Genomic DNA, 22,187 nt, shown 5'->3' with positions numbered 1-22,187 from the left:
AACAGGACATGGTTGAACTCGCTCTCCCGAAAAACTCGCAGATGACCGAAGGCAAGGTCTGGCCGAAGCCGGCCGGTGCCACGAACACCCGCGAGTTCCGCATCTACCGCTGGAACCCGGACGACGGGAAGAACCCGTCGATCGACACCTTCACCATCGACGTCGACGATTGCGGCCCGATGGTGCTGGACGCGCTGCTCTATATCAAGAACAAGATCGACCCGACGCTGACGCTGCGCCGTTCCTGCCGCGAAGGCATCTGCGGCTCCTGCGCCATGAACATCGACGGCACCAACACGCTTGCCTGCACCAAGGGCATGGACGAGGTGAAGGGTACGGTAAAGGTCTATCCGCTGCCGCATATGCCTGTCGTGAAGGACCTCGTCCCCGACCTCACCAACTTCTACGCCCAGCACCGCTCGATCGAGCCGTGGCTCAAGACCGTGTCGCCGGCGCCGGCCAAGGAGTGGAAGCAGAGCCACGAGGACCGCCTCAAGCTCGATGGCCTCTACGAGTGCATCCTGTGTGCCTGCTGCTCGACCTCCTGTCCGAGCTACTGGTGGAACGGCGACCGCTATCTCGGCCCCGCCGTCCTCCTCCAGGCCTATCGCTGGCTGATCGACAGCCGCGACGAAGCGACGGGCGAGCGCCTCGACAATCTGGAAGACCCCTTCCGCCTCTATCGCTGCCACACCATCATGAACTGCGCCCAGGCCTGCCCGAAGGGGCTGAACCCGGCCAAGGCCATCGGCGAAATCAAGAAGATGATGGTCGAGCGCCGTCTCTGAGCCATGCTTGACAGTTTCGCGCCCGACATCGTCGCAGAGATACGCCGTCGTCTGGACAGCGTGCGGGCGCAGGGTGTTCGGATCGGGTTTGCCATCGAAAGTGGCAGTCGGGCCTGGGGGTTCCCTTCGCCTGACAGCGACTATGATTGCCGTTTCGTTTATGTGCGGCCGGTGAAGGACCACCTGAGTTTACAGGTGGTCCGCGACGTCATCGAGTTTCCGATTGTCGGCCTTGTCGATACGGGGGGCTGGGACCTTCGCAAGGCGCTTCTTCTCGCCCTTTCGGGCAATGCCGTGATCATTGAGTGGCTGAAATCGCCGCTGGTCTACGAGGAAGAAGCGGGCTTCCGTGCTCGACTGTCTGCGCTGCTCGATGAGATCGTCGAGCCACAGAGAGTGGCGAAGCACTATGTCGGGCTTCTGCAAAAACACGCCGACGATAGCCTGCTCGAATCGGCCAGATTGAAGAAATTCCTTTACGCGCTTCGTCCCGCAATCGCGCTTGCCTGGATGTCGGCGCGGGATTTCAAGTCGCTGCCGCCGATGAACATGGTGGAATGCATGGAGGGGGTAGCGCTTCCGGATGAGGTCACGCGCGAAACCTTGCTGCTGATAGACATCAAGAAACGGACACGGGAGATGGGTGAGGGCTTGCCACATCCGGCCTTGCGGGCCTTCGTGGCGGAGGCCCGCGCGCGCTTCGTCCACATGGATAAGCAGCTACTAAAAACTGCGCCCGACATCGACTGGCGAAAAGAAAAGGCGAATGCGTTCTACCGAGCCGAAGTTCTTAGCGGGTCCTCCTAGAGAGTGTCGGCAAGTTTACTGCGCGTAAAGTAAACGTGTGACAGACTCCGTGAACTCGAAACATGCTCACCGACACTTGATTTAAACCAACGATTCACGCTAATTCGCCATGATTGTCGCGTATGCACGGCATCGCACGAAGGCAGGAGTATCGACATGCGGATTGTACATGTGGCAGGCGGGCTGATGATGGCGCTTGCTCTGGCCGGTTGCCAGCGGACTTCGTCGATGGACAGCGTGAATACGCAGCAGAACCTCACGCCGCTGGAAGCCCAGCCGATCGGGACTGTCCAGTCGAGCCAGCTTCCGGACCCAACTACCGACACCTCGCAGTTCCCGGCAAAGCCGACGACCGATACGGCGATGGCGACGGGCACCGCTGTTGCCGGCGGCACGGTGGACGCGGCGGCGGCGGCGGCGCTTGATGTCACCAAGGAATCCATGGTCGGCAACTGGCGCGTGGCAAGCGGCCCGTCCTCCTGCGACATGTTCCTGACGCTTACCAACCTTGGCGGCGGCTCGCGCGGCGGCACGCGCGGTTGTGCCGGCGAACTGACGGCGATGGGCTCCTGGGAAGTCGCCGGCAAGCAGGTCGTGCTGAAGGACCGTGCCGGCAACGCGATCGCGCGCCTCTACAAGTCGGCGGATGCCCGCTTCAACGGTACGACCAATTCGGGCCAGCCCGTCAGCCTTTCGCGCTGATCCCCTTCCGATCTCTCCGATACGGGTAGCCTCCGCCTATGGGCAAGGACTGGGACAGGGGTTCGACGCATCCGGACCATGGCGTTTCGGATCGGCTTGAAGCGCTTGTCGCAAGCGGTGAGTTGAAGCCCGACCCGGCCCAGAGGGCGATGGCGGCGCGTTTCGACCGCCTGCTTGTCGAGCTTCATGCCCAGCGGCCGGCGCGCAAGTCGAGTGCGCTCGGCTGGCTCTTCGCCTCCCGCAAGCCCGAGACCGTCAGCGCCCCCAAGGGGCTCTACATTCATGGCGGCGTCGGGCGCGGCAAGACCATGCTCATGGACATGTTCTTCGAGCAGGCGCGCGTGAAGCGCAAGCGCCGGGCGCATTTCCATGAATTCATGGCCGACGTGCACGACCGCATCCACAAACATCGCCAGAAGCTGAAGGCCGGCGAGACCAAGCAGGCCGATCCCGTGCCGCCGGTCGCCGAAAGCCTGATCGAGGAGGCGCGGCTTCTCTGCTTCGACGAATTTTCCGTGACCGACATTGCCGATGCGATGATCCTGTCGCGTCTCTTCGGCGAACTGTTCCGGCGCGGCTGCATTCTGGTCGCGACGTCGAATGTCGAGCCGGACAATCTTTATCGGGATGGGCTGAACCGCAGTCTTTTCCTGCCGTTCGTCGATCTTCTCAAGCAATATGTCGAGATCGTGCCGCTCGACTCCCTGACGGATTACCGGCTGGAGAAGGACAGCGGCCTGCCGGTCTTCCGCTATCCGCTGAGCGCCGAAGCCGATATGGCGATGGATGCGGCATGGCGGCGCGAGACGGTGGGCAAGACGGTTGCGCTCGAGACGATTTCCTTCCGGGGCAGAAAAATAGCCGTGCCGCAGGCGGCGGGCCGCGTTGCACGCTTCTCCTTCGCCGATCTCTGCGAACGGCCGCTGGGCGCGGCTGACTATCTCGAAATCCTCGCGCATTACGACACGCTGTTCGTCGATCATGTGCCTTTGCTCGGGGCGGAAAAGCGCAACGAGACGAAGCGCTTCATCAACCTCGTCGATACGATCTACGACCATCGCGCGCGGCTCTTCGCTTCAGCTGCGGCGGCACCGGAGAGCCTGCTGGCGACCCGCAAGGGCACGGAAGGTTTCGAGTTCGACCGCACGGTGTCGCGCCTCATCGAGATCCGCAGCACCGAGTATCTGGCCGACCACAAGGCCCGTTACACCAATGACGTGACGAAAGCGTGACGGTAATTCTTACGTCTACGTAAGAATTTTTGCATCTAACCGATTGAAAAGCTTCACTCCAAAAGTAGGTGTTGAATTTTTAACGCGAGGGGCGTAAGCCCTTGCGCCGAAAGGTCCTGCAATTGCGACATTCGGGACCTGTTGATCGGAGCAAGAGGAAGCTTTCATGGCCCGCAAGAAGATCGCACTTATTGGTTCTGGAATGATCGGTGGCACGCTGGCGCATCTCGCCGGCCTGAAGGAACTGGGCGACATCGTCCTCTTCGACATTGCCGACGGCATTCCGCAGGGTAAGGGCCTCGACATCGCCCAGTCCTCGCCGGTCGAAGGTTTCAATGCCTCGCTGACGGGTGCAAGCGACTACGCCGCAATCGAAGGCGCCGATGTCTGCATCGTCACCGCCGGTGTTGCCCGCAAGCCCGGCATGAGCCGCGACGACCTGCTCGGTATCAACCTCAAGGTCATGGAACAGGTCGGCGCCGGCATCAAGAAATATGCCCCGAACGCCTTCGTCATCTGCATCACCAACCCGCTCGACGCGATGGTCTGGGCACTGCAGAAGTTCTCCGGCCTGCCGAAGAACATGGTCGTCGGCATGGCCGGCGTGCTGGACTCGGCCCGCTTCCGCCTCTTCCTCTCCGAAGAATTCAAGGTCTCCGTACAGGACGTCACCGCCTTCGTTCTCGGCGGCCACGGCGACACGATGGTACCGCTCGCCCGCTACTCGACCGTCGGCGGCATTCCGCTGACCGACCTCATCAAGATGGGCTGGGTCACCAAGGAACGCCTCGAAGAAATTATCCAGCGCACCCGTGACGGCGGCGCCGAAATCGTCGGCCTGCTCAAGACCGGCTCGGCTTACTACGCGCCTGCCGCTTCGGCGATCGAAATGGCCGAATCCTTCCTCAAGGACAAGAAGCGCGTGCTGCCCTGCGCCGCCTACCTTTCCGGCCAGTACGGCGTGAAGGACATGTATGTCGGCGTGCCCACCATCATCGGCGAAGGTGGTGTCGAGCGCATCATCGAGGTCGAGTTCAACAAGGCCGAACAGGAAGCCTTCGAAAAGTCGGTCGGCGCCGTTGCGGGTCTTTGCGAAGCCTGCATCAACATCGCCCCTTCGCTGAAGTAATCCGGTATCAGGATAGGATTCCCCTATGAACATTCATGAATATCAGGGCAAGGCTCTGCTGAAGAGCTTTGGCGCCCCGGTCGCCGAGGGCGTTGCCATCTTCTCCGCCGACGAGGCGGAAGCGGCAGCGAAGTCGCTGCCCGGCCCGCTCTACGTGGTCAAGAGCCAGATCCACGCCGGCGGCCGCGGCAAGGGCAAGTTCAAGGAACTCGGCCCCGACGCCAAGGGTGGTGTGCGCCTCGCCTTCTCGATCGAGGAAGCCAAGGCCCACGCCAAGGAAATGCTTGGCAACACGCTGGTCACCGCGCAGACCGGCCCGGCCGGCAAGCAGGTGAACCGCCTCTATATCGAGGATGGCGCCGACATCGACCGTGAACTCTACCTGTCGCTGCTCGTCGACCGCTCCGTCGGCCAGGTTGCCTTCGTCGTTTCGACCGAAGGCGGCATGGACATCGAGGCTGTCGCCCACGACACGCCGGAAAAGATCCTCACCGTCGCGATCAACCCGGAAGCCGGTGTGACCGCCGACGACCTGGCCAAGCTCACCTCGGCCCTGAAGCTTGAAGGCGAAGCCAAGGCTGACGCCGAAAAGCTCTTCCCGATCCTCTACAAGGCCTTTGTCGAGAAGGACATGAGCCTGCTCGAGATCAACCCGCTGATCGTCATGAAGAACGGCCGCATGCGCGTCCTCGACGCCAAGGTGTCGTTCGACGGCAACGCGCTGTTCCGCCACGACGACATCAAGGCGCTGCGCGACGAAACCGAAGAAGACGCCAAGGAAATCGAGGCCTCCAAGTGGGACCTCGCCTATGTGGCGCTCGACGGCAACATCGGCTGTATGGTCAACGGTGCCGGCCTCGCCATGGCGACGATGGACATCATCAAGCTGTACGGCAAGGAGCCGGCGAACTTCTGCGACGTCGGCGGCGGCGCCGGCAAGGAGAAGGTCGCGGCGGCCTTCAAGATCATCACGGCCGACCCGAAGGTCGAGGGCATCCTCGTCAACATCTTCGGCGGCATCATGAAGTGCGATGTCATCGCTGAAGGCGTCGTCGCAGCCGTGCAGGAAGTGGGCCTCAAGGTTCCGCTGGTCGTTCGTCTCGAAGGCACGAATGTCGAACTTGGCAAGAAGATCCTGAACGAATCGGGCCTGGCGATCACCGCCGCCGACGATCTGGATGATGCTGCCAAGAAGATCGTTGCCGCGATCAACGGCTAATTGAAGGACCTGACCTCATGTCGATTCTCGTCAACAAGAACACCAAGGTCCTCGTTCAGGGCCTGACCGGCAAGACCGGTACCTTCCACACCGAACAGGCGCTCGCCTACTACGGCACGCAGATGGTCGGCGGTATCCACCCGAAGAAGGGTGGCGAAACCTGGACCGGCTCGAAGGGCGAAAGCCTGCCGATCTTCGCCTCGGTTGCCGAAGCCAAGGAAAAGACCGGCGCGGACGCCTCCGTGATCTACGTTCCGCCGGCCGGCGCCGCGGACGCCATCATCGAGGCGATCGAAGCGGAAATCCCCTTCATCACCTGCATCACCGAAGGCATTCCGGTTGCCGACATGGTGCGCGTCAAGGCTCGCCTCGACCGCTCCTCCTCGCGCCTGCTTGGCCCGAACTGCCCGGGCATCCTGACGCCGGAAGAATGCAAGATCGGCATCATGCCGGGCTCGATCTTCCGCAAGGGTTCGGTCGGTATTGTTTCGCGCTCCGGCACGCTTACGTATGAAGCCGTCTTCCAGACCTCCAACGAAGGCCTCGGCCAAACGACGGCTGTCGGCATCGGCGGCGACCCGGTCAAGGGCACCGAATTCATCGACGTGCTGGAGATGTTCCTGGCGGACGACGCCACGACCTCCATCATCATGATCGGCGAAATCGGCGGCTCGGCTGAAGAAGATGCGGCGCAGTTCCTCATCGACGAAGCCAAGAAGGGCCGCAAGAAGCCGATGGCCGGCTTCATCGCGGGCCGTACCGCACCGAAGGGCCGCACCATGGGCCACGCCGGCGCTGTCGTTTCCGGCGGCAAGGGCGACGCGGAATCCAAGATTTCCGCGATGGAAGCCGCGGGCATCCGCGTCTCGCCGTCGCCGGCACGCCTTGGCAAGACGCTGGTCGAAGTCCTCAAGGGCTGACACATCAGAACTGGGTCGGCCGGCTGAAAATGCCGGCCGGTCCGTCTCTTCCCGGCGCGGTGCGGACAGGCACGCGACGGGTGGCAAGCCGGGAAAGCCCGGTCAACACGATCGTTCGGGAGGCGGGTGCTACGCCCGCGAAACACCATGGCACGACTAGACGCCAACGAACAATTTCTCGCCACGTCCTTCCTCGACGGCGCGAACGCAGCCTATATCGAACAGCTCTACGCGAAGTACGAGGCGGACCCCGCTTCCGTCGGCGAAGAGTGGCAGGCCTTCTTCAAGGCCCTCGAAGACCAGCCCTCTGACATTGTGAAGGCCGCCAAGGGCGCCTCGTGGCAGCGGGCGAACTGGCCGATCGTCGCCAATGGCGAACTCGTCTCGGCGCTCGACGGCAACTGGGGCGTCGTCGAGAAGGTGCTTGAGAAGAAGGTCCAGGCAAAGGCGGAAACCGTTGCCGCCAAGACCGGCGCGCCGGTCAACCAGGCCGACGTCAACCAGGCGACGCGCGACAGCGTGCGCGCCATCATGATGATCCGCGCCTACCGCGCCCGCGGCCACCTGCATGCCAAGCTCGATCCGCTCGGCATTGCCGCACCCGTCGAGGACTATCACGAGCTGTCGCCGTCGAACTACGGCTTCACCGATGCCGACCTCGACCGCAAGATCTTCATCGACAACGTGCTCGGCCTCGAATATGCGAGCATTCGCGAAATGGTCGAAATCCTCGAGCGCACCTATTGCTCGACGATCGGCGTCGAGTTCATGCACATCTCCAACCCGGAAGAGAAGGGCTGGATCCAGGAACGCATCGAAGGTCCGGACAAGGGCGTCGACTTCACGCCGGAAGGCAAAAAGGCGATCCTGCAGAAGCTGATCGAGGCGGAAGGCTTCGAACAGTTCATCGACGTCAAGTACAAGGGCACCAAGCGCTTCGGCCTCGATGGCGGCGAAGCGCTGATCCCGGCGCTCGAGCAGATCATCAAGCGCGGCGGCCAGCTCGGCCTCAAGGAAATCGTGCTCGGCATGGCCCACCGTGGCCGCCTCAACGTTCTGACGAACGTGATGGCCAAGCCCCACCGCGCCGTCTTCCACGAGTTCAAGGGCGGCTCCTACGCGCCGGACGAGGTGGAAGGCTCGGGCGACGTGAAGTACCACCTCGGTGCGTCCTCGGACCGCGAGTTCGACGGCAACAAGGTGCATCTGTCGCTGACCGCCAACCCCTCGCACCTCGAAATCGTCAACCCGGTCGTCATGGGCAAGGCACGCGCCAAGCAGGACCAGATGGCGAAGATCTTCGAGGGCGACATCATTCCGTTGTCCGAGCGGGCCCAGGTCATGCCGCTGCTGCTGCACGGCGATGCGGCCTTTGCCGGCCAGGGTGTCACGGCTGAAATCCTCGGCCTGTCGGGCCTGCGCGGCCATCGCGTCGCCGGCACGGTGCACGTGATCATCAACAACCAGATCGGCTTCACCACCAATCCGGCCTTCTCGCGCTCCTCGCCCTATCCGTCGGATGTGGCGAAGATGATCGAGGCGCCGATCTTCCACATCAACGGCGACGATCCGGAAGCGGTGACCTACGCTGCGAAGATCGCCACCGAATTCCGGATGAAGTTCCACAAGCCGGTCGTGCTCGACATATTCTGCTACCGCCGCTTCGGCCACAACGAAGGCGACGAGCCGGCGTTCACCCAGCCGAAGATGTACAAGGCGATCCGCGCCCACAAGACCGTGGTCAGCCTCTATGGTTCGCGCCTCGTTGCCGAGGGCGTGATCAGCGAAGGCGAATTCGAGAAGATGAAGGCCGACTGGCGTGCCAGCCTCGAACAGGAATTCGAGGCCGGTCAGTCCTACAAGCCGAACAAGGCCGACTGGCTGGACGGTGTGTGGTCGGGCCTGCGCTCGGCCGACAACCAGGACGAACAGCGTCGCGGCAAGACATCCGTGCCGATGAAGCAGCTGAAGGAAATCGGCCGCAAGATCTCGACGATCCCGGAAGGCTTCCGCGCCCACAAGACCATCCAGCGGTTCATGGACAACCGCATGCAGATGGTCGAGACGGGCGAAGGCATCGACTGGGCAATGGCCGAGGCGCTCGCTTTCGGCACGCTCTGCGTCGAGGGCACGAAGATCCGCCTGTCCGGCCAGGACTGCGAACGCGGCACCTTCTCGCAGCGCCATTCGGTGCTCTACGATCAGGAGACCGAAGACCGTTACATCCCGCTCGCCAATCTCGCGCCGACCCAGGCCCGTTACGAGGTCATCAACTCGATGCTTTCGGAAGAGGCGGTGCTCGGTTTCGAATACGGCTATTCGCTGGCCCGTCCGAACGCGCTGACGCTGTGGGAAGCCCAGTTCGGCGACTTCGCCAACGGCGCGCAGGTCGTCTTCGACCAGTTCATCTCGTCGGGCGAACGCAAGTGGCTGCGCATGTCGGGTCTCGTCTGCCTGCTGCCGCACGGCTATGAGGGCCAGGGTCCGGAGCACTCCTCCGCCCGCCTCGAACGCTGGCTGCAGATGTGCGCCGAGGACAACATGCAGGTCGCCAACGTCACGACGCCGGCGAACTACTTCCACATCCTGCGCCGCCAAGTGAAGCGCGACTTCCGCAAGCCGCTGATCATGATGACGCCGAAGTCGCTGCTGCGCCACAAGCGCGCTGTCTCCTCGCTGTCGGAAATGGCGGGCGAAAGCTCGTTCCACCGTCTGCTGTGGGACGACGCCGAGGTCATCAAGGACGGCCCGATCAAGCTGCAGAAGGACGCGAAGATCCGCCGCGTCGTGATGTGCTCGGGCAAGGTCTACTACGACCTGCTGGAAGAGCGCGAAAAGCGCGGCATCGACGACGTCTACCTGCTGCGCCTGGAACAGCTCTATCCGTTCCCGGCCAAGGCGCTGATCAACGAGCTGTCGCGCTTCCGCAATGCCGAGATGGTGTGGTGCCAGGAAGAGCCCAAGAACATGGGCGGCTGGGCCTTCATCGACCCCTATCTCGAATGGGTGCTTGCCCATATCGACGCCAAGTACCAGCGCGTGCGCTACACCGGCCGTCCGGCCGCTGCCTCGCCGGCAACGGGCCTGATGTCCAAGCACCTCGCGCAGCTCGCTGCCTTCCTTGAGGACGCACTGGGCGGTTGATCCGCCCAGTTCCCCGCACCCGCGACAACGAAATCAAGAACGGAACACACTCATGGCTACCGAAATCCGCGTCCCGACTTTGGGAGAATCCGTCAGCGAAGCCACCGTCGGCACCTGGTTCAAGAAGGTCGGCGACGTCATCAAGGCCGACGAGCCGCTCTGTGAGCTCGAAACCGACAAGGTGACGATCGAAGTGCCCGCACCGGCCGCCGGCGTCCTGTCAGAAATTGTTGCGAATGCCGGCGACACCGTCGCCCCGGGCGGCCTGCTCGGCCAGATCTCCGAAGGCGCTTCTGCCGGTGCGGCTGCTCCGGCTGCCGCCGAAAAGGTCGAGAAGGTTGCGGCTGCTCCGGCTGCCGAAGCCAAGCCGGCCGCTGCTGCGTCCTCCATGCCGCCGGCCCCGTCCGCTGCAAAGCTGCTTGCCGAAAACAACGTCTCGGCCGATCAGGTCGACGGTTCCGGCAAGCGCGGCCAGGTGCTGAAGGGCGACGTGATCGCCGCTGTTGCCAAGGGCATCACGGCAACCCCTGCTGCTGCCGCCGAGCCGGTCAAGGTTGTCGCCCGTGCGGCATCTTCCGAAGCCGATGCACCGCGCGAAGAGCGCGTGAAGATGACGCGCCTGCGCCAGACGATCGCCAAGCGCCTCAAGGACGCGCAGAACACCGCAGCCATGCTCACCACCTACAACGAGGTGGACATGTCGGCCGTGATGGACCTGCGCAACCGCTACAAGGACCTGTTCGAGAAGAAGCACGGCGTGAAGCTCGGCTTCATGGGCTTCTTCACCAAGGCCGTGACGCACGCGCTGAAGGAACTGCCGGCCGTCAACGCCGAGATCGACGGCACCGACATCATCTACAAGAACTACTGCCACATCGGCGTCGCCGTCGGCACCGACAAGGGCCTCGTCGTTCCGGTCGTGCGCGATGCCGACCAGATGTCGATTGCCGAAATCGAAAAGGACATCGGCCGCCTCGGCAAGCTCGCCCGTGACGGCGCGCTCTCCATGGCCGACATGCAGGGCGGCACATTCACCATCTCGAACGGCGGCGTCTACGGTTCGCTGATGTCCTCGCCGATCCTCAACGCTCCGCAGTCCGGCATTCTCGGCATGCACAAGATCCAGGAGCGCCCGGTCGTCGTCGGTGGTCAGATCGTCATCCGCCCGATGATGTATCTCGCCCTCTCCTATGACCACCGCATGGTCGACGGCAAGGAAGCGGTTACCTTCCTGGTCCGCGTCAAGGACAGCCTGGAAGATCCGGAACGCCTCGTTCTCGATCTGTAAGGGAGGTCCCTATGGAGGCGGCAGCGTCTGCATCTTCGCCGATGCTCGTGCTTCTTGCACTGAGCGTGGCGCTGCTCGTCTTCCATATCGGGCTCCAGGGCATGCTCTCCACGAGGGAGCTTGGCTCCGCCTGGAACGCCGGCCCGCGCGATGGCGCGCGGGAGCCGACAGGCAAGCTTGCCGGACGCGCCGCCCGCGCGTCGGCGAATTTTCGGGAAACCTATCCTGCCTTCGTCGCCCTTGCGCTGGCGCTTGCCATCGCGGGCGACCCGGCAGGTTGGGGCCTCATCGGGGCGTGGCTGTGGTTCGTGGCCCGGCTCGTCTATATCCCGCTCTATCTCGCAGGCATTCCCTATATCCGTTCGATCGTCTGGCTCGTCGCGCTGGCAGGTCTCGCGGTCATGGCGGGTGTGGTCGTTTTCTAGGAGGCTGGCATGGCATTCACCAATGTTCCCCCGCTTCAGCCGCATATCTGCGTGAAGGGCGGCCTGGAAGCGATCGCCTTCTACGAAAAGGCGCTCGGCGCTGAAAACACGTTCCACCAGCTTGCCGAGGATGGCAGGCGCGTCATGCACGCCAATCTCGCCATCTATGGCGGCGAGGTGATGCTGCACGACGAGTTCCCGGAATTCGAGATGGCCGTCAGCGCGCCGACGACGGTCGGCGGCACGAGCTTTGCCATCAGCATCAACCTGGCCGACCCGTCCGCCGTCGATGCGGCCTTTGCCAAGGCGGTGGATGCCGGCGCCCATGAACTGATGCCGCCAGCCGATGTGTTCTGGGGCGCCCGCTACGCCCGCATCACCGATCCCTTCGGCCATATCTGGGCCTTCAACGCGCCCCTGGAGAGACAATGAGCAGCTATCTTCTGGAACTCGCCTCGCTGATGGCGATCTTCTCCTTTGCCATCGTCTCGCCGGGTGCCGACCTTGCCATGGTCATGCGCCAGTCGATCGTGCATGGGCGCCGTTCGGCGATCATCACGTCCTTCGGCGTCGGCACCTCGCTGATGTTCCACGTCACCTACACGATCCTCGGTCTCGGCCTCATCATTTCCCAGTCGATCTACCTCTTCAACATCGTCAAATGGTGCGGTGTCGCCTACCTCATCTATATCGGCATCAAGGCGTTGCGCGCCGGCAAGACGGACATGTCCGTCGAGGCTGTGAAGGGCAACGAGGACGGCAAGGGCGAGCAGTCGGCGCTGCGCGCCTTCGGCCTCGGCTTCCTCGCCAATGCGCTGAACCCCAAGCCGGTCTTCTTCTTCCTGTCGATCTTTTCGACCGTCGTCAGCGCCCATACGCCGATCGCCATCAAGTTCGGCTATGGCCTCGTCATGGCGTCCTGCCTGATCGCCTGGTTCGTCGGCGTCTCGCTGTTCATGACGACCCCGCGCATGCGGGCGGCGTTTTCCCGTGCCAGCCAGTGGATCGATCGCGCCAGCGGCCTCGTCTTCATCGCGCTCGGCATCAAGCTCGCCACGGAAAAGGCCCACTGAGCATGCGCACCGCCCTCGTTTTCCTCGGTCTCGTTGCCGCGCCCGCCGCTTCCGCGGCGGAGTGCCGGCAGGACCGCGCGATCTATGCGGATCGCGACGGGGGCTATGAGCTGACCTTCGAGCCGGTCGGGTCGAGTGCAGCGGCAACCAGCCATCATTTCAAGCTGAAGGTTCTTTCAAGCAGTACGGTGCTCGATGGCATCGTCATGCCCGGTGACGACCCTGTCCGTTCCAACGGCATGGTCATGCACAATTGCCCGGAGGGCGACGTGACCGGCGAGGAGATCGCCGCCTGCACGGTCTGGGAGGGCGTGATCTACGTGCTCGACGGCGCCGGTGATGCCGCCGTCCTGCCTGAGGAAGGCGCAAAGGCTGCCGAAACTCTGCTGCTGGCCGGCTTCGGGCCGTCGCTGCGCTATTCGACGCTGTGGGACGAAGGCAAGGCCAAGGTCGCGCCTTGGGACGTGTTCAAGCGGAAGGGATGCGCCGCATGACGGAAGCGCCCGTTCTTCTCGTCACCGGCGGCAGTCGTGGCATCGGCGCAAGTGTCTGCCGCATGGCGGGCGCTGCCGGCTGGCAGGTCGCGGTGAACTACGTCTCCAACCTCGACGCGGCCGAGGCTGTCGTCGCGCAGATCCATGCGCTGGGCGGTTCGGCGATTGCCGTTCAGGGCGATGTCGGCAGTGAGCTCGGCCTTGCCTCGATCTTTTCGGCGATCGACGGCACCTTCGGCCGGCTCGACGGGCTGGTCAATAATGCCGGCATCGTCGCCCAGCCCCAGCGTCTCGACGAGATGTCCGCCGAGCGGCTGGAGCGCATGTTCGCCGTCAACGTCATGGGCTCGATCCGCTGTGCGCAGGAGGCCGTACGGCGCATGTCGACGCTGCACGGCGGCAAGGGCGGTTCGATCGTCAACATTTCCTCGGTGGCGGCCCAGCTCGGCTCGGCCGGGCAATATATCGATTATGCCGCCAGCAAGGGCGCGATTGAGAGCTTTACCATCGGGCTTGCCCGCGAGGTGGCGCTGGAAGGCATCCGCGTCAATCTCGTTCGCCCCGGCATCATCGACACCGACATCCACGCTTCCGGTGGCCTGCCGGAGCGGGCGCGCGACATGGCGGCGCTCATTCCGATGCAGCGGCCGGGCACGGCCGATGAAGTCGCCCATTCCATTCTCTATCTTCTCTCCGATGCGGCATCCTATGTGACGGGTGCCGCCCTCAACGTCAGCGGCGGCCGCTAGGCCCCCGCGCAGGAAGGACTTGTCATGGCATATGATCTCATCGTTATCGGTTCCGGCCCCGGCGGCTATGTCTGCGCCATCAAGGCGGCTCAGCTCGGCCTGAAGGTCGCGGTCGTCGAAAAGCGCGCGACCTACGGCGGCACCTGCCTCAATGTCGGCTGCATTCCGTCGAAGGCGCTGCTGCATGCGTCGGAGACCTACAGCCATGCCGCCCATGGCATGGAAGCGCTCGGCATCGACGGCGTGAAGCCGACGCTCAACCTGCCGAAGATGATGGCGCACAAGGATGCGACCGTGAAGTCGAACGTCGACGGCGTCGCCTTCCTGTTCAAGAAGAACAAGATCGACGGCATCCAGGGCACCGGCAAGGTGCTGGGCGCAGGCAAGGTCTCCGTCACCAGCGACAAGGGCGAAGAGCAGGTTCTGGAGACGAAGAACATCGTCATCGCCACCGGCTCCGACGTCGCCGGCATTCCGGGCGTTCCCGTCGATATCGACGAGACGATCATCGTCTCCTCCACCGGCGGCATCGCGCTGGAGAAGGTGCCGGGTCATCTCATCGTCGTCGGCGGCGGCGTGATCGGCCTCGAGCTCGGCTCGGTCTGGGCCCGCCTCGGCGCCAAGGTGACGGTCGTCGAATATCTTGACACGATCCTCGGCGGCATGGACGGCGACGTCTCCAAGCAGTTCCAGCGCATGCTCGCCAAGCAGGGCATGGAGTTCAAGCTCGGCGCCAAGGTGACGGGTGTGGAGAAGGCGGGTTCGGGCGCCAAGGTGACCTTCGAGCCGGTCAAGGGCGGTGACGCGACCACCATTGACGCGGACGTCGTGCTGATCGCCACCGGCCGCAAACCCTATACCGAAGGCCTCGGCCTCAAGGAAGCCGGCGTGGCACTCGACAACCGCGGCCGCGTCGAGATCGACAACCACTTCCAGACCAACGTTCCCGGCATCTATGCGCTGGGTGATGTGGTGCGCGGCCCGATGCTCGCCCACAAGGCGGAAGACGAGGGTGTCGCGGTTGCCGAAATCCTCGCCGGCCAGGCGGGCCACGTGAACTATGACGTCATCCCGGGCGTCGTCTACACCCAGCCGGAAGTCGCCTCCGTCGGCAAGACGGAAGAGGAACTGAAGGCCGCGGGCATCGCCTACAAGGCCGGCAAGTTCCCCTTCACGGCAAACGGCCGCGCCCGCGCCATGCTGGCGACCGACGGCTTCGTCAAGGTGCTGGCCGACAAGGACACCGATCGCGTGCTCGGCGTGCACATCGTCGGCTTCGGCGCCGGCGAGATGATCCATGAGGCAGCCGTGCTGATGGAGTTCGGCGGCTCGTCGGAAGATCTCGGCCGCACCTGCCATGCGCACCCGACCATGTCGGAAGCCGTCAAGGAAGCCGCACTCGCGACCTTCTTCAAGCCGATCCATATGTGATCGCCTCAGGCGGCTGCGACAACCGGCCGCCTGTCCTCGCCCGCCGAACGGGGGCACCATGAAAGCCACAAAGGATGGCCTTCATGTCCCCCGTATCGAGACCCGTCTCGCTCCCGCATCCACTTCTTCCGTCTGCTGACTGGGCGGATCGTTTTACGCTTGGCCTGCCCGTCGACAACCTCACGGCGCGCGAGGCGGCACGGTTGGCGCTGGAGCACCCGCCGGGCTGGGTGCGCCGGCTGATGGTGCTGCGCAATGCGCTCGTCGCGCCCTTCGGGCTGAAGGGGGCGGCGGAGCAGGTGAAGACATCGGAAACGGAGATCGGCGGCTTTCCGGTGGTGAGCGCGACCGACGACCGGGTCGTGCTCGGCTTCGACGACCGGCATCTGGATTTCCGCATCGTCATTGATATCCGGCAGGACCGGCCGAGCGGCCAGACCTTGAGCGTGATGACGCTCGTGCACCGCAACAACCTGCTCGGTAGGCTTTATCTTGCAGCCGTCATGCCGTTCCACAAGCTGATTGTTCGAACGATGCTGTCCGGCATCGGACGCCGGGTCGTCCAGAGGTGAGGCTTAGTTCACCGCGGTGACGGTAAAGCCCTGCTTGCGCAGCAGTTCCACGACACCTTCCGCACCCGGAAGGTGCAGGCTGCCGACGGCGATGAAGACGTTGCCGTTCGCCAGGATGGGGGCTGCGCGCTCCGCCATGGTGTGGTTGCGGTCGATGATGATGCGCTGCTCGAAATCGGCATAGGCGGCTTTGTCGTCGTCCGTCTGGGGGGCGGCGGCGCGCATCATCGGCATGATCATGCCGGTATCGCCGGCGAGATAAAGCTGGCTCATCGTTTCGATGACGTCCTTCAGCGTATCGCCGAGCGCCAGCGTCTGGACGAGGCCTTCCACCTGCGGCTCGATCGGCAGCGAATCGAGGGCGGAAATCTGCTCGATCAGGGTTTCGAGACCCTTCAGCGTCTTGCCATCGGCAAGCGCATCCCTGGCGAGGCGCTGATCGAGGAAGGCAATGCCGGATGTCTTGCGAGCGACTTCGCAGGCGGGAAGTGCCACGAAGCTCATGATCATCCATGGCTTCATGCGGCCGACGGCGGCCAGCGACAGGCCGCGGGTCTTGAGGCCCTCCGCCAGCTTGTCCTCACCGGCCTTGTCGAGGAAGTCGGTGATGGATTTGCCATCCGTGAACATGGTGAGGTCGGGGCGGGTCATGATCGCCGCGGCCGCCTTCTTCTCGTCGGCAATCTCGTCCGATTCGACGACGATGGTCGTGGCATCGGCATAGGCGGTGCGTGCGGCCTCCGGCATTGCGAGCACGCGCGGGTCCGTCACATGCATGGTACCGAGCAGCCAGGAGGCGGGCCTGCCATCCTTCTCGATCTTCCAGAAGATGCCCTTGCCGTTCGGCACGGCGTCTGCCTCGGCGCGCAGCTTGGCAAAGCCTGCCGGGTCGTCCTTCTCGTATTTCACCAGCAGGTTATCGCCACCGCAGACCGGCGGTTCCTGTGCGTTGGCGGGAGAGAGCGTCGCCAGAACGACGAGGAAGGAGAGGGCGACCAGCACATGAAGCGCTGCCATCATCCAGAGGCCGGCATCAGCCAGGCGGTCGGCGATGGCAGTGCGGCTTTTCTGAAGCGTGACGATCATGGTCGATTCCCTGTCATTTTTGGCGACCCTAGCGGCCTCGCCCTCATAATCTCTTAACGAACGTCAGGCGCGGGGATGGGCGCGGTCGTAGATTTCGAGAAGCCGGGCCGAATCGACGCCGGTATAGACCTGCGTCGTCGAGAGGCTGGCATGGCCGAGCAGTTCCTGAATGGTGCGCAGGTCCCCGCCGCCGGCAAGCAGGTGCGTCGCGAAGGAATGGCGCAGTGCATGGGGCGTGGCGCTGTCGGGAAGGCCGAGCGCACCGCGCATCTTCTGCATCTCGCGCTGGATGATGGCCGGCTGCAACGGCCCGCCGCGCGCACCGCGGAAGAGCGGCCTGTCGTCGGACAGCGGGATGGGGCAGAGTTTTATGTAATCCTGAACGCCGGTGAGCGCCGGGGCGATCAGCGGCACGATGCGCATCTTGTCGCCCTTGCCGGTGATGCGCAGCGAGGTGGGCGTGCCGGCAAAATCTGCGGGCGTCAGCGACAGCGCCTCGGAGATGCGCAGGCCGCAGCCGTAGAGCAGCGTCAGCACCGCGGCGTTGCGCGTGCGGATCCACGGTTCGTCGGCCAGTTGCTCGTGCGCATCGACGACGGCGATGGCCTGGCGATCGGACAGTGGCTTCGGCAGCGACTTCGGCTGTTTTGGTGAACGCACGGCGGAGGCGCCGGCGGCATTGGCGAGGCCCTTGCGCTCCAGATGGCGCAGGAACGAGCGCAGGCCGGCGAGACCACGGCCGAGCGTGCGGGCACCGGCTCCATCGCGGCGACGGGAGGCGAGAAAACCGCGCAGGTCCGCCGGGCGCAGGTTGTCGATGTCCTTGAGGCGGGCCGGGGCGGCGAGATGCCCGGTGAGGAAGGCGAGGAACTGGCGGGTGTCGCGCTCATAGGCGTCGAGCGTGTTGCCGGAGAGCCGTCGCTCGTCGGCAAGTGCTGCCAGCCAGCCCTGCCGCTCGGCCATCAGCGTCGGGTCGGCGATGATGAGAAGTTCGTTCATGTCCTGCCCCTGGCGCAATTCCGGCAAAATGCTTGAGCGGTCTTGCGTCGGAATGTGCGCAAAACAAAAATGGGATCGTCGGAGGCGATCCGCCGTTTGCGGCAGGATGGGTGATTTGCGTTAGGGATTTGCTAATGGTCGGTGCGAGGGCTGGGCAAGTCGGCCTGCCTTCCTCTAGACATGGTGGCTTGTATAGAGAGCGCCATCGTTTCGAATTCGGATCCGTTTCATGCTGCTGCGTTCCATGTCCGCCGAAAATTACCGCTCGCTGCGCGCAATCCGCATGGATCTCGGGCGGGTGAACCTGTTCGTCGGCGAAAACGGGGCGGGGAAATCCAACCTCTACCGGTCGCTGCAACTGGTGCAGGCCGCGGTGCGTGGCACATTCGCCCAGGAGATCGCGGCGGAGGGCGGCATGGGCTCGGCGCTCTGGACGGGCAAGCGGCGGCCGAACGAGCCGGTGCGCATTCGCCTGGAAGCTGAACTGCTCGACGAGGATCGTGCGATCACCTTCCGCTATCGGATCGAAGCGGGGTTGCGACCACCGGCAGCCGCCGGCTTCGCCTTCGAGCCGCAGGTCAAGGTCGAGGAATTGTCGATCGAGACCGGCCGCCGGCCGGTGACGATGATGAAGCGGGCGGGACCCGGCATCATGGTGCGCAACGAGGCGGGCCGCATGGCCGAACATCCGGAGCAGGCGCTGGCCTCGGAGACCGCCGTGGCATTGCTTGGCGACGCCGGTCATTATCCGGAGGTCGGGACGTTTCGGCGCGCCGTCTCGCAATGGCGCTTCTTCCACGGTTTTCGCTCTGATCGGGATTCGGCGCTACGCCAACCGTGCCTTGCCGTCACCGCGCCGCTGCTCGATGAGGACGGGGCGAACATGGCGGCGGTCTTCGCGACGCTGAAGTGGACGCGGGGCGACACGGTCGACCTCGACCGGGCGGTGGCGGCTGCCTTTGGCGGCGCGCAGCTTTCCGTGCCGGAGCCGGAGGAGTTCGCTTCCTATGGCCTGACTTTCCCGCAGTTTCCGCAGCGCGTCTTCCAGCCACGCGAACTTTCCGATGGGCAGATCCGCTTTCTGGCACTGGCGGCGGCACTGCTCTCCTACCGTACACCGCCGTTGATCGCGCTCAACGAGCCGGAGGCAAGCCTGCACCCGGACATGCTGCCGGCGCTGGCCGAAATGATCGCGCGCGCCGCGCAGTCGAGCCAGCTGTGGATCGTCACCCATTCCGAGCGGCTGGCGCGGGAAGTGGAGACGCGCTGTGGTGTGCGCGCCAAACGTGTCGTGCGCAATGATGGCGCGACCTGGATCGACGGCATGCGGCTGACCGGCGAAATGGCGGAGGATGACGAATGAGCGGGAGGATCGCGATCTTTGCGGTTTTCTTCCCGGCGTGGCGGGGGCATCTTCGCGCCTGATGGACAACGATTCGATAGACCTTTTCGGGGAAAAACTGTTTCCGCGCACGGTGCCCGTGATGGTGCCGGTGCCCACGCCCGTGCCCTATTCCTACACGGTGCCGGAGGGCATGGCGGTCGAGCCGGGCTCGATCGTGCAGGTGCCGCTTGGGCCGCGGTTGGTGCCGGGCGTCGTCTGGGATGGCGACAACGACGGCAAGTTCGATCCGAAGAAGCTGCGACCCATCGAGAAGGTGTTCGATTGCCCGCCGCTCTCGAAGGAGATGCGCGATTTCCTTGACTGGGTGTCCGCCTATACGGTGACGCCGCCCGGTCTCGTCGCCCGCATGGCGCTGCGCGCGCCGGCCGCCTTCGATCCCGAACCGATGATCGAGGGGCTGCGCTTTACCGGACATCGGCCGGAGCGGCTGACCAGCGCGCGTGAGCGCGTGCTGGAAATGGTCGAGGACGGCATTCCCTGGACCCGGTCTGGGCTCGCGCATGCCGCGGGGACCTCGACGAGCGTTATCGATGGGCTTGTGAAGCAGGGCACGTTCGAGACCGTGTTCCTGCCGCCGCCGCCTGTCGTGGCGGCACCGGACCCGGACTATGTCGAGCCGCGGCTCGAAGGGCCGCAGACGGACAGCGCTGCGGAGCTGGTGGAAAGCGTGCAGGCCGGCGGCTTCAATGTCTCGCTGATCGACGGCATTACCGGGTCGGGCAAGACGGAAGTCTATTTCGAGGCGATCGCCGAGACCTTGCGACAGGGCAGGCAGGTGCTGATCCTGCTACCGGAAATCGCATTGACCGCGAGTTTCCTGGAGCGGTTCCAGGATCGTTTCGGTGCCAAGCCCGCCGAATGGCATTCCGACCTCGCCCCGCGCATCCGTGAAAAGGTCTGGCGGCAGGTGACGACGGGAGATGTTCGGGTCGTTGCGGGCGCGCGGTCGGCGCTGTTCCTGCCCTTCGAGAATCTTGGCCTCGTCATCGTCGATGAGGAGCACGATCCGGCCTACAAGCAGGAGGACCGCGTCTTCTACAATGCGCGCGACATGGCGGTGGTCCGGGCGCGCATCGGTGATTTTCCGGCGGTGCTCGTTTCGGCAACGCCGTCAGTCGAAAGCCGCGTCAACAGCGATGTCGGGCGCTACAAGAAACTGCACCTGCCGACGCGTTACGGCGATGCTGCCCTTCCCGACCTGCATCTCGTCGACATGCGGCGCCATCCGCCGGCGCGCGGCGGTTTCCTTTCGCCCATCATGCTGCGCGGTATTGCCCGCACCATCGAAAAACAGCAGCAGGCGCTGCTTTTCCTCAACCGGCGCGGTTATGCGCCGCTGACGCTCTGCCGGGTCTGCGGCCATCGCTTCCAGTGCCCGCAATGCTCGAGCTGGCTGGTGGAGCACCGGTTTCGCGGTCAGATCCAGTGCCACCATTGCGGCTATGCCGAGCGCACCCCGGAATCCTGCCCGGAATGCGGAACGTTCGATCATCTCGCCGCCTGCGGGCCGGGGGTGGAGCGTATTGCGGAGGAGGTGGAGAAGCATTTTCCCGAAGCGCGCACCATCGTGCTCTCCTCCGACCTGATGGGCGTGAAGCGGTTGCGGCTGGAGCTAGAGGCGATTGCGCGCGGCGAGGCGGATATCGTCATCGGCACGCAGCTTGTCGCCAAGGGGCACAATTTTCCGCTGATGTCGCTGGTCGGCGTGGTGGATGCGGATCTCGGGCTTGCCAATGGCGACCCGCGGGCGGCGGAGCGGACGTTCCAGCTTCTCTCTCAGGTGACGGGGCGTGCGGGACGCTCCGGCCTCAAGAGCCACGGTCTCATCCAGACCTACCAGCCGCTGCATCCCGTCATGCAGGCGATTGTGTCCGGCGATGCGCAGGCATTTTATGACCGCGAGATCGGCGAACGGGAGAAGGCGCTGCTGCCGCCGTTCGGTCGGCTTGCCTCGGTCATCGTTTCGGCCGACACCCGTATCGAGGCGGAGGCCCATGCGCGGGGGCTGCGCCAGGCGGCACCCCATGTCGACGGCATCTCGATCCTGGGTCCGGCCGAGGCGCCGCTGGCGCTCGTGCGCGGCCGGCATCGGTTTCGCCTGTTGGTGCATGGCCGCCGCAACAGCGACATGCAGGCATTCCTGCGTACCATGATCGCCAACGGGCCGAAGGAGCGGGCGTCGCTGCAGGTGCAGCTCGACATCGATCCGCAGAGTTTCCTCTGAGTTGCAGGGTTAACAAAGAGTTGTGTGAATTCGGCCGGCCGGCTTCTGCGATTCGCGCGCCTGTGCGATAGAGGGCGAATAAGCACCGACGGAGAAACGCCGAAATGGAATTCTACATCCCCACCGAGACGGGCGAGTTCCTGGCCTTCTCAGCGGCCATCGCAACGGCCCTGCTGGGGCTGTTCGGCCTGTTCGCGCCGGGAATGGCGCTGAAACTTGCCGGCCTCCAGCCCCGCGAGACGAGCCGCGAGGGCTTCGCCTTTGTCCGTTCGGCCGGCGGCTTCTATGCGGGACTGGCGATCGTCGCGCTTCTGATGGCGCAGAGCTGGATCTATATGGCGATCGGCGGCGGTTTCGCGCTCGCCGCCTTCGGCCGCATCCTGTCGCTGATGTCGGACGGGTCGTTTTCGGCCAAGAATCTTCTCGTGCTGGTCGTGCAGGCAGTGCTCGCCGCCCTGCCGCTCGGCTATGCTTTCGGCTTTCTCTGAGCGAAAAAACGA

21 protein-coding genes are annotated in these 22,187 nt (G+C 64.2%); 19 read left to right on the top strand and 2 right to left on the bottom strand.

Annotated features, from left to right (window positions below):
- The first annotated feature begins 8 nt into the window (after nucleotides 1-8).
- The 16 genes from AC1RT2_RS11360 (at nucleotide 9) to AC1RT2_RS11285 (ending at nucleotide 15,973) form a co-directional block, all read left to right on the top strand.
- Entirely contained in the window at nucleotides 9-788 is a 780-nt protein-coding gene (locus AC1RT2_RS11360) for a succinate dehydrogenase iron-sulfur subunit (protein WP_069060762.1), read from the top strand.
- Between the two features lie 3 nt (nucleotides 789-791).
- Nucleotides 792-1,595 carry a nucleotidyltransferase domain-containing protein gene (locus AC1RT2_RS11355; protein WP_493101932.1) on the top strand — a complete coding sequence of 268 codons (804 nt, stop codon included), beginning with the start codon at nucleotides 792-794 and terminating at the stop codon, nucleotides 1,593-1,595.
- A 156-nt stretch (nucleotides 1,596-1,751) separates the two neighbouring features.
- Nucleotides 1,752-2,297, top strand: a complete 546-nt coding sequence (locus AC1RT2_RS11350; protein WP_493101930.1) for a protease inhibitor Inh/omp19 family protein — start codon at nucleotides 1,752-1,754, stop codon at nucleotides 2,295-2,297.
- Nucleotides 2,298-2,335: 38 nt separating this feature from the next.
- Nucleotides 2,336-3,529 (top strand): cell division protein ZapE, encoded by a 1,194-nt coding sequence (gene zapE / locus AC1RT2_RS11345; protein WP_493101928.1) that lies wholly within the window; start codon nucleotides 2,336-2,338, stop codon nucleotides 3,527-3,529.
- A gap of 166 nt (nucleotides 3,530-3,695) precedes the next feature.
- Nucleotides 3,696-4,658, top strand: coding sequence for a malate dehydrogenase (gene mdh / locus AC1RT2_RS11340; protein WP_493101926.1), 963 nt, complete (start codon nucleotides 3,696-3,698; stop codon nucleotides 4,656-4,658).
- 25 nt (nucleotides 4,659-4,683) lie between these two features.
- Nucleotides 4,684-5,877 (top strand): ADP-forming succinate--CoA ligase subunit beta, encoded by a 1,194-nt coding sequence (gene sucC / locus AC1RT2_RS11335; RefSeq protein ID WP_069060767.1) that lies wholly within the window; start codon nucleotides 4,684-4,686, stop codon nucleotides 5,875-5,877.
- Between the two features lie 17 nt (nucleotides 5,878-5,894).
- On the top strand, nucleotides 5,895-6,797 hold the full coding sequence (gene sucD, locus AC1RT2_RS11330) for a succinate--CoA ligase subunit alpha (RefSeq protein ID WP_069060768.1): 903 nt from the start codon (nucleotides 5,895-5,897) through the stop codon (nucleotides 6,795-6,797).
- 147 nt (nucleotides 6,798-6,944) lie between these two features.
- Complete coding sequence (locus AC1RT2_RS11325; RefSeq protein WP_069060770.1) at nucleotides 6,945-9,941, top strand: 2-oxoglutarate dehydrogenase E1 component; 2,997 nt, start codon at nucleotides 6,945-6,947, stop codon at nucleotides 9,939-9,941.
- Between the two features lie 52 nt (nucleotides 9,942-9,993).
- A complete protein-coding gene (gene odhB / locus AC1RT2_RS11320) occupies nucleotides 9,994-11,229 on the top strand; it encodes a 2-oxoglutarate dehydrogenase complex dihydrolipoyllysine-residue succinyltransferase (protein ID WP_493101923.1) in 1,236 nt (411 codons plus the stop codon).
- Nucleotides 11,230-11,240: 11 nt separating this feature from the next.
- Complete coding sequence (locus AC1RT2_RS11315; protein ID WP_493101920.1) at nucleotides 11,241-11,654, top strand: MAPEG family protein; 414 nt, start codon at nucleotides 11,241-11,243, stop codon at nucleotides 11,652-11,654.
- 9 nt (nucleotides 11,655-11,663) lie between these two features.
- Nucleotides 11,664-12,086, top strand: coding sequence for a VOC family protein (locus AC1RT2_RS11310; protein WP_493101918.1), 423 nt, complete (start codon nucleotides 11,664-11,666; stop codon nucleotides 12,084-12,086).
- Nucleotides 12,083-12,727 carry a LysE family translocator gene (locus AC1RT2_RS11305; protein ID WP_493101916.1) on the top strand — a complete coding sequence of 215 codons (645 nt, stop codon included), beginning with the start codon at nucleotides 12,083-12,085 and terminating at the stop codon, nucleotides 12,725-12,727. The genes AC1RT2_RS11310 and AC1RT2_RS11305 overlap by 4 nt, the downstream gene beginning before the upstream one ends.
- Nucleotides 12,728-12,729: 2 nt before the next feature.
- On the top strand, nucleotides 12,730-13,221 hold the full coding sequence (locus AC1RT2_RS11300) for a hypothetical protein (protein ID WP_493101912.1): 492 nt from the start codon (nucleotides 12,730-12,732) through the stop codon (nucleotides 13,219-13,221).
- Entirely contained in the window at nucleotides 13,218-13,970 is a 753-nt protein-coding gene (locus AC1RT2_RS11295; protein ID WP_493101910.1) for an SDR family oxidoreductase, read from the top strand. The genes AC1RT2_RS11300 and AC1RT2_RS11295 overlap by 4 nt, the downstream gene beginning before the upstream one ends.
- A 24-nt stretch (nucleotides 13,971-13,994) precedes the next feature.
- Nucleotides 13,995-15,401 carry a dihydrolipoyl dehydrogenase gene (lpdA, locus tag AC1RT2_RS11290; protein ID WP_493101908.1) on the top strand — a complete coding sequence of 469 codons (1,407 nt, stop codon included), beginning with the start codon at nucleotides 13,995-13,997 and terminating at the stop codon, nucleotides 15,399-15,401.
- A gap of 83 nt (nucleotides 15,402-15,484) precedes the next feature.
- Nucleotides 15,485-15,973, top strand: a complete 489-nt coding sequence (locus AC1RT2_RS11285) for a DUF2867 domain-containing protein (protein WP_069061594.1) — start codon at nucleotides 15,485-15,487, stop codon at nucleotides 15,971-15,973.
- 3 nt (nucleotides 15,974-15,976) lie between these two features.
- Here AC1RT2_RS11285 and AC1RT2_RS11280 read toward each other — a convergent pair whose 3' ends face one another.
- Both AC1RT2_RS11280 and AC1RT2_RS11275 read right to left on the bottom strand, forming a co-directional pair.
- On the bottom strand, nucleotides 15,977-17,059 hold the full coding sequence (locus tag AC1RT2_RS11280; RefSeq protein WP_493101906.1) for a TraB/GumN family protein: 1,083 nt from the start codon (nucleotides 17,057-17,059) through the stop codon (nucleotides 15,977-15,979).
- 63 nt (nucleotides 17,060-17,122) lie between these two features.
- On the bottom strand, nucleotides 17,123-18,058 hold the full coding sequence (locus AC1RT2_RS11275) for a tyrosine recombinase XerC (protein ID WP_493101904.1): 936 nt from the start codon (nucleotides 18,056-18,058) through the stop codon (nucleotides 17,123-17,125).
- A 229-nt stretch (nucleotides 18,059-18,287) separates the two neighbouring features.
- Between AC1RT2_RS11275 and AC1RT2_RS11270 the strand changes: the two genes are divergently transcribed.
- The 3 genes from AC1RT2_RS11270 to AC1RT2_RS11260 all read left to right on the top strand — a co-directional run bounded on the left by AC1RT2_RS11270 (nucleotide 18,288) and on the right by AC1RT2_RS11260 (nucleotide 22,175).
- On the top strand, nucleotides 18,288-19,421 hold the full coding sequence (locus AC1RT2_RS11270) for an AAA family ATPase (protein ID WP_493101902.1): 1,134 nt from the start codon (nucleotides 18,288-18,290) through the stop codon (nucleotides 19,419-19,421).
- A 61-nt stretch (nucleotides 19,422-19,482) separates the two neighbouring features.
- Nucleotides 19,483-21,687, top strand: a complete 2,205-nt coding sequence (locus tag AC1RT2_RS11265; RefSeq protein WP_493102354.1) for a primosomal protein N' — start codon at nucleotides 19,483-19,485, stop codon at nucleotides 21,685-21,687.
- Between the two features lie 104 nt (nucleotides 21,688-21,791).
- Nucleotides 21,792-22,175 (top strand): AGROH133_08824 family phage infection protein, encoded by a 384-nt coding sequence (locus AC1RT2_RS11260; protein ID WP_069060778.1) that lies wholly within the window; start codon nucleotides 21,792-21,794, stop codon nucleotides 22,173-22,175.
- The last annotated feature ends 12 nt before the right edge of the window (nucleotides 22,176-22,187 follow it).

It is taken from the genome of Shinella sp. GW821-FHT11G07 (genome assembly GCF_058808115.1).
Note: the sequence above shows the minus strand (reverse complement) of the source record. Positions and strands in the feature narration are given on the sequence as shown.

Coding starts and splice junctions, on each gene's coding strand:
- AC1RT2_RS11280 (WP_493101906.1), bottom strand. CDS start 17,059: ATGATCGTCACGCTTCAGAAAAGCCGCACTGCCATCGCCGACCGCCTG.
- AC1RT2_RS11325 (WP_069060770.1), top strand. CDS start 6,945: ATGGCACGACTAGACGCCAACGAACAATTTCTCGCCACGTCCTTCCTC.
- AC1RT2_RS11350 (WP_493101930.1), top strand. CDS start 1,752: ATGCGGATTGTACATGTGGCAGGCGGGCTGATGATGGCGCTTGCTCTG.
- mdh (WP_493101926.1), top strand. CDS start 3,696: ATGGCCCGCAAGAAGATCGCACTTATTGGTTCTGGAATGATCGGTGGC.
- AC1RT2_RS11310 (WP_493101918.1), top strand. CDS start 11,664: ATGGCATTCACCAATGTTCCCCCGCTTCAGCCGCATATCTGCGTGAAG.
- AC1RT2_RS11285 (WP_069061594.1), top strand. CDS start 15,485: ATGTCCCCCGTATCGAGACCCGTCTCGCTCCCGCATCCACTTCTTCCG.
- AC1RT2_RS11355 (WP_493101932.1), top strand. CDS start 792: ATGCTTGACAGTTTCGCGCCCGACATCGTCGCAGAGATACGCCGTCGT.
- zapE (WP_493101928.1), top strand. CDS start 2,336: ATGGGCAAGGACTGGGACAGGGGTTCGACGCATCCGGACCATGGCGTT.
- AC1RT2_RS11300 (WP_493101912.1), top strand. CDS start 12,730: ATGCGCACCGCCCTCGTTTTCCTCGGTCTCGTTGCCGCGCCCGCCGCT.
- AC1RT2_RS11270 (WP_493101902.1), top strand. CDS start 18,288: ATGCTGCTGCGTTCCATGTCCGCCGAAAATTACCGCTCGCTGCGCGCA.
- sucC (WP_069060767.1), top strand. CDS start 4,684: ATGAACATTCATGAATATCAGGGCAAGGCTCTGCTGAAGAGCTTTGGC.
- AC1RT2_RS11305 (WP_493101916.1), top strand. CDS start 12,083: ATGAGCAGCTATCTTCTGGAACTCGCCTCGCTGATGGCGATCTTCTCC.
- sucD (WP_069060768.1), top strand. CDS start 5,895: ATGTCGATTCTCGTCAACAAGAACACCAAGGTCCTCGTTCAGGGCCTG.
- AC1RT2_RS11360 (WP_069060762.1), top strand. CDS start 9: ATGGTTGAACTCGCTCTCCCGAAAAACTCGCAGATGACCGAAGGCAAG.
- AC1RT2_RS11315 (WP_493101920.1), top strand. CDS start 11,241: ATGGAGGCGGCAGCGTCTGCATCTTCGCCGATGCTCGTGCTTCTTGCA.
- lpdA (WP_493101908.1), top strand. CDS start 13,995: ATGGCATATGATCTCATCGTTATCGGTTCCGGCCCCGGCGGCTATGTC.
- AC1RT2_RS11295 (WP_493101910.1), top strand. CDS start 13,218: ATGACGGAAGCGCCCGTTCTTCTCGTCACCGGCGGCAGTCGTGGCATC.
- odhB (WP_493101923.1), top strand. CDS start 9,994: ATGGCTACCGAAATCCGCGTCCCGACTTTGGGAGAATCCGTCAGCGAA.
- AC1RT2_RS11260 (WP_069060778.1), top strand. CDS start 21,792: ATGGAATTCTACATCCCCACCGAGACGGGCGAGTTCCTGGCCTTCTCA.
- AC1RT2_RS11275 (WP_493101904.1), bottom strand. CDS start 18,058: ATGAACGAACTTCTCATCATCGCCGACCCGACGCTGATGGCCGAGCGG.
- AC1RT2_RS11265 (WP_493102354.1), top strand. CDS start 19,483: ATGGACAACGATTCGATAGACCTTTTCGGGGAAAAACTGTTTCCGCGC.